This window comes from Kitasatospora sp. NPDC059817 (genome assembly GCF_042731835.1).
In the GTDB taxonomy this organism is placed as follows: Bacteria; Actinomycetota; Actinomycetes; order Streptomycetales; family Streptomycetaceae; genus Kitasatospora.
Window position 1 is genome coordinate 5,048 of the sequence record NZ_JBHWIR010000091.1, and the last position, 5,591, is coordinate 10,638.

5 protein-coding genes are annotated in these 5,591 nt (G+C 70.8%); 3 read left to right on the forward strand and 2 right to left on the reverse strand.

The features are described from left to right. Positions 1 to 118: 118 nt before the first annotated feature. Complete coding sequence (gene tkt, locus ACFV61_RS20285) at positions 119 to 2,218, reverse strand: transketolase (RefSeq protein ID WP_063349515.1); 2,100 nt, start codon at positions 2,216 to 2,218, stop codon at positions 119 to 121. 463 nt (positions 2,219 to 2,681) lie between these two features. On the opposite strand from tkt, the gene ACFV61_RS20290 reads away from it, so the two are divergent. Further along, entirely contained in the window at positions 2,682 to 3,629 is a 948-nt protein-coding gene (locus ACFV61_RS20290; RefSeq protein WP_380336071.1) for a heme o synthase, read from the forward strand. Between the two features lie 65 nt (positions 3,630 to 3,694). Here the strand turns inward: ACFV61_RS20290 and ACFV61_RS20295 are convergent, their stop codons facing one another. Beyond that, positions 3,695 to 4,336 carry a DUF2461 domain-containing protein gene (locus ACFV61_RS20295; protein WP_380336074.1) on the reverse strand — a complete coding sequence of 214 codons (642 nt, stop codon included), beginning with the start codon at positions 4,334 to 4,336 and terminating at the stop codon, positions 3,695 to 3,697. A gap of 72 nt (positions 4,337 to 4,408) precedes the next feature. Between ACFV61_RS20295 and ACFV61_RS20300 the strand changes: the two genes are divergently transcribed. Then, positions 4,409 to 4,747: a hypothetical protein gene (locus tag ACFV61_RS20300; RefSeq protein WP_063349518.1), complete on the forward strand. Its 339-nt coding sequence runs from the start codon at positions 4,409 to 4,411 to the stop codon at positions 4,745 to 4,747. Between the two features lie 159 nt (positions 4,748 to 4,906). Continuing rightward, positions 4,907 to 5,458: a GNAT family N-acetyltransferase gene (locus tag ACFV61_RS20305; RefSeq protein ID WP_380493070.1), complete on the forward strand. Its 552-nt coding sequence runs from the start codon at positions 4,907 to 4,909 to the stop codon at positions 5,456 to 5,458. The last annotated feature ends 133 nt before the right edge of the window (positions 5,459 to 5,591 follow it).

The following is a 5,591-nucleotide window of genomic DNA, read 5'->3' on the forward strand; positions in this document are numbered from 1 at the left end:
CTGGCGCGAGCGTGGTGTGCTAGTGCGGTGGTTAGAGTTTGAGATGTTGGGGGGGTCTGGGTCGGGGCGGGCGCCGGCGCCGGCGCGGGCGGGCCCCCCCCCCCCGCCCAAGGGGGCGTCAGCGGTTGACGGCCTCAAGAGAACGGAGGGCGTTGTGGGCCTCGGCCACCACGCGCTCGGCGGTCAGGCCGAACTCCTCGAAGAGCACCTTGTAGTCGGCGGAGGCGCCGAAGTGCTCCAGCGAGACGATCCGGCCGTGGTCGCCGACCAGCTCGCGCCAGCCCTGGCCGATGCCGGCCTCGACCGACACCCGGGCCTTGACCGACGGCGGCAGCACACTGTCACGGTAGGCCTGGTCCTGCTCCTGGAACCACTCGAAGGACGGCACCGAGACCACCCGGGTGGCGATGCCCTCGGCCTCCAGCACCTCGCGGGCCTTGACGGCCAGCTGGACCTCGGAGCCGGTGCCCAGCAGGATCACCTGCGGGTCGCCGCTGGAGGCCTCGGCCAGGATGTAGCCGCCCTTCGCGGTGCCCTCGGCGGAGCCGAAGACCTCGCGGTCGAAGGTCGGGACGTTCTGGCGGGTGAGCGCCAGGCCGACCGGGCCCGGGTGGGTGGTCTGGCGCTCGATCACGGTGCGCCAGGCGACGGCCGTCTCGTTGGCGTCGGCCGGGCGGACCATGGACAGGCCCGGGATGGCGCGCAGCGAGGCCATGTGCTCGACCGGCTGGTGGGTCGGGCCGTCCTCGCCGAGGCCGATCGAGTCGTGCGTCCAGACGTAGGTGACCGGCAGCTTCATCAGCGCGGCCAGGCGCACGGCCGGGCGCATGTAGTCGGCGAAGACCAGGAAGGTGCCGCCGTACACGCGGGTCTTGCCGTGCAGCGCGATGCCGTTCATGGTCGAGCCCATGGCGTGCTCGCGGATGCCGAAGTGGATCGTCCGGCCGTACGGGCTGGCGCTCTTCAGCGGGTTGCCCTCGGGGAGGAACGAGCTGTCCTCGTCGATCGTGGTGAGGTTGGACTCGGCGAGGTCGGCCGAGCCGCCCCACAGCTCCGGGATGACCGCGCCGAGCGCCTTGAGGGTCTCGCCGGAGGCCTTGCGGGTGGCGACGTCCTTGCCGGCCGGGAAGACCGGGACGGTCTTCTTCCAGCCCTCGGGCAGCTCGCCGGCCTGGATGCGGTCGAACTCGGCGGCGCGCTGCGGGTCGGCGGCGCGCCAGGCCTCCAGGGACTGCTCCCACTCGGCATGGGCGGCCTTGCCGCGCTTGATGACCTCGCGGGCGTGCTCGATCACCTTGTCGGAGACCTCGAAGGTCTTCTCCGGGTCGAAGCCCAGGACCTTCTTGGTGGCGGCGATCTCGGCGGCGCCGAGCGCGGAGCCGTGCGCCTTGGCGGTGTTCTGGGCGTCCGGGGCCGGCCAGGCGATGATCGTGCGCATCGCGATGATCGACGGACGGGTGGTCTCGGCCTTGGCCGCGGCCAGCGCGTCGGCCAGGACGGCCACGTCGATGTCGCCGTTGGCCTTCGGGGCGACCCGCTGGACGTGCCAGCCGTACGCCTCGTAGCGCTTGAGGACGTCCTCGGAGAAGGCGGTCTCGGTGTCGCCCTCGATCGAGATGTGGTTGTCGTCGTACAGGGCGACCAGGTTGCCCAGCTTCTGGTGGCCGGCCAGCGAGGAGGCCTCGGCGGAGATGCCCTCCTCCAGGTCGCCGTCCGAGACGATGGCCCAGATGGTGTGGTCGAAGGGGGACTCGCCGGCGGCGGCGTCCGGGTCGAACAGGCCGCGCTCGTAGCGGGCGGCCATCGCCATGCCCACCGCGTTGGCGATGCCCTGGCCGAGCGGGCCGGTGGTGGTCTCCACGCCCGCGGTGTGGCCGTGCTCCGGGTGGCCCGGGGTGCGGCTGCCCGCGACGCGGAAGGCCTTGAGGTCGTCCAGCTCCAGGCCGTAGCCCGACAGGTACAGCTGGGTGTAGAGGGTCAGGCTCGTGTGCCCGGGGGACAGCACGAACCGGTCGCGGCCGACCCACGAGGGGTCGGTCGGGTCGTGGCGCAGGAAACGCTGGAAGATCAGGTACGCCGCGGGGGCCAGCGACATGGCCGTCCCGGGGTGTCCGTTGCCGACCTTCTGGACGGCGTCCATGGCCAGGACCCGCGCTGTGTCAACCGTGCGCTCATCCAGTTCGGACCACTCGAATGCGTTCGTCGGCGTCGTGCTCACCCTGTCTCAGGGCTCCTTCCGTTGTGAAGAGTGACCCCGTGAAAGGGGACCGGGTCGGCCACGGCGCTGTGGTCTCGACGCTGGGTGGTGCCGGTCACGGAGGGTAGATCCCGCTTCTGCGTGCGAGCCTACCGTCCGGCCCGGGGCTCACCCTCCGTGCTGGGACAACCAGGAAATCCGTATGGTGATTCCCACCAGGGCGGCCTGCCTGATTTTGTCCCAGACTCTCCTGTTTTACGGCACCCTGCCGCCCCGGTGGTCAGGACGGGTTGCGGCGGCGCGCCGGAACGGCTTCGTGGCTTCACCCAGTCGGTTCACCCGGGGGTGTGCCATCGGCCTCGCCGGGGGACCCCGGAGCCGGATGGGATATATGGAGCGTCTAAGGTGGCGTGGTACGCGCAGAGCGGACGATTTGGGACCCTTCGTTCCTGTGGACGCCTGCGAGGATTCATCTTCAGTTGGGGTGTTAGTGACCGCCGTCGAAACCCGTCCCGCCGGGGTCACCGGGGCGACTCCTGCGCACCGGCCCATCGGGGCCCGTGTCGGCGCCTTCGTCGCACTGACCAAGCCACGGATCATCGAACTGCTGCTGATGAGCACGGTGCCGGTGATGTTCCTCGCCCAACAGGGCGTCCCGAACATGCTGCTGGTGCTGAAGGTCGTGGTCGGCGGCTACCTCTCGGCGGGCGGCGCCAACGCCCTCAACATGTACATCGACCGCGACATCGACGCGGTGATGACCCGCACCGAGCGCCGGCCGATCGTCACCGGGATGGTGTCGCCGCGCGAGGCGCTGGTGTTCGGTATCGTCCTCGCGATCGTCTCGACCCTGCTGCTGGGCTTCGGCGTCAACTGGCTCTCCTCCGGACTGGCGCTCGGCGCGCTGCTGTTCTACGTGTTCGTCTACACGCTGGGGCTCAAGCGGCGCACCTCGCAGAACATCGTCTGGGGCGGCATCGCCGGCTGCATGCCGGTGCTGATCGGCTGGTCCTCCGTCACCAACTCGCTGTCCTGGGCGGCGGTCGCGCTGTTCCTGGTGGTGTTCTTCTGGACGCCGCCGCACACCTGGGTGCTCTCGATGAAGGTGCGCGAGGACTACGAGCGGGCCGGCGTGCCGATGCTGCCGGTGGTCAAGGGCAACGTCGCCGTCGGCAAGCAGGTCGTCGCCTACTCCTGGGTGATGGTGGCGACCTCGCTGGCAGTGTGGCCGCTGGGGCACATGAGCTGGCTGTACCCCGTCACCGCGGTGCTGCTCGGCGGGTTCTGGCTGCGCGAGGCGCACGCGCTGTACGGCCGGGCCAAGGCCGGGGTGGTGGGCGCGAAGCTGAAGGAGATGCGGCTGTTCCACTGGTCGATCACCTACCTGTCGCTGCTGTTCGTGGTGTGCGCGATCGACCCGTTCATGAAGTAAGGCCTGTCCGACGTCGAAGAGCCCCGGTCCGGTGGACCGGGGCTCTTCGCGTTCTCTTCGCGTTCTCACCGTGCCGGCAGCTCGGACGGGCCGACGTGGTCGTCCAGCCAGTCCCGGAGCGGCTGGGAGGCGCGCAGGAAGGCGGTGATCCGGGTGTGGGCGCCGCGGGTGCCGAGCCACTTCGCGGGCGCCCACTCCTGCCAGGCGACCAGGCCCTTGTGGCGCAGCAGCTCGATCCTCGGGTGGTCCTTGGGGAAGCCGCGCGGAGCGGTCTTGAGGGAGTCCCGGCCGTGCACCCGGGGGCCGTCCTGCTCCACCGCGGCAATCACCCGCTCCAGTTCGGCGCCGCTGACGTCCTCGGCGACGGCGGCGCGGTAGCGGTCCAACTGGTCGGGGGCGAGCTGGTACATCCCGTTGCCGCAGGCCAGGCCGTCGGCGGAGAGCTGGACGTAGCCGCCGGTCTCCAGGTGGGCGCCGATGTGTGTCTTGTACGGAGACTTGTCGGCGCTGAACCGGACGTCGCGGTTGGGACGGAAGATCTTCCCGGGCCCGAACTCCGGCTCCAGCTCGGCGAGCAGCAGCTCCATCGGGGTCCGTACGTCGTCGTCGTACTGCTCCTTGTGGGCCTGCCAGAAGGTCTTGGAATTGTCGGCTTCGAGGTGCTCGTAGAAGTCGAGGGCCTCGGCCGGCCAGCCGGAGAAGGTCACGCCTCCAGTATGTGGCCCGGTGCACAGGGCGCTCCCGTCGCCAGCTCGACTACCGGTGGGTAGCATGCGGGCATGAGCAGCGCAGAGACCGCCACCGCCGCCGCGCCGGACGCCCGTACCGAGCGCCGCGCCAAGCGCATCGCCAAGCACCTCAGCAGCTTCGCCCGCCAACACGGGGGCGGCGCCGACGCGGTCGTCGAGTACGTCGGCGCCGTGGCCACCCGGATCGTGGTGGTCGGCGCGGACGGCGCCTGGGGCGACCAGGTGGCCCCGAGCTACGCCGTCGGCCGCCGCGCCGCCGAACTGGCCGGGCTGACCCTGCACGACGACTTCGAGGGCGAGCTGGCCCTCAAGGTGAAGACCGGCCCGTACGAGTGGAAGCGGATGGCCGGCATCCAGCTCGGCGGCTGATCACTTCGGCGCCCACGGCAACGGCCCGGTTCCCCTAGGCGGGGGAGCCGGGCCGTTGCCGTCGTTGGCGGCCCGAGTTGATACGGCGATGGCGCGAGACTGCGTTGAGGAACTTCGATCGCTCGGGGTTTCGGCCCGGAAACAGAGGACGGTGTGACGGTGGCGGTTCGGCTGTTGGACGGCGAGCAGGCGGTCGAGCTGGAGGGCCAGTTGAAGGAGGTGTTCTCGGAGGCGTTCGCGGAAGCCCCCTACGGCGAGGGGCCGACCGATGTGGGGCGGGCGTTTCGCCGGTTCCGCTCGCAGGCGCGTCGGCGGGGGTTCCGGGCGGCCATCGCCTTCGACGGCGACACCGTTGTCGGGATGGCGTACGGCTACCCGCTGTCGGCGAACACCGGATGGTGGGACACCCTGATCGATCCCGTGCCCGAGGACCTCAGGCATGAGGACGGGCAGCGCACGTTCGGTCTCTTCGAGCTGGCGGTTCGGCCCCGGTGGCGCCGCCAGGGCGTCGCCGCCCGCATGCATCGCGCCCTCATCGAGGGCATCGACAGCGCCCGGGTGATGCTGAACACCCGGCCGGAGGCGACTGCCGCCCAGGCGTCCTACCGAGCGTGGGGCTACAGGCGCGTCGGTTCGGCGATCCCGTGGGACGGCGCGGCTCGGCACGACGTGATGGTCCTCGACCTGATCCACCCGGTGGTGCGAGCGTGACGCCACTCCACTCGGTGTCCGTCGCGGGGGGGGGGGGGGGGGCGCGCGGGCGGGGGGGGGGGCGGCCCTTGCGGGGGTGGGGGTGTGTTAAGTTGAGATGAGGCACAGCACGAGAGTGGGGGGGGGGGGATAG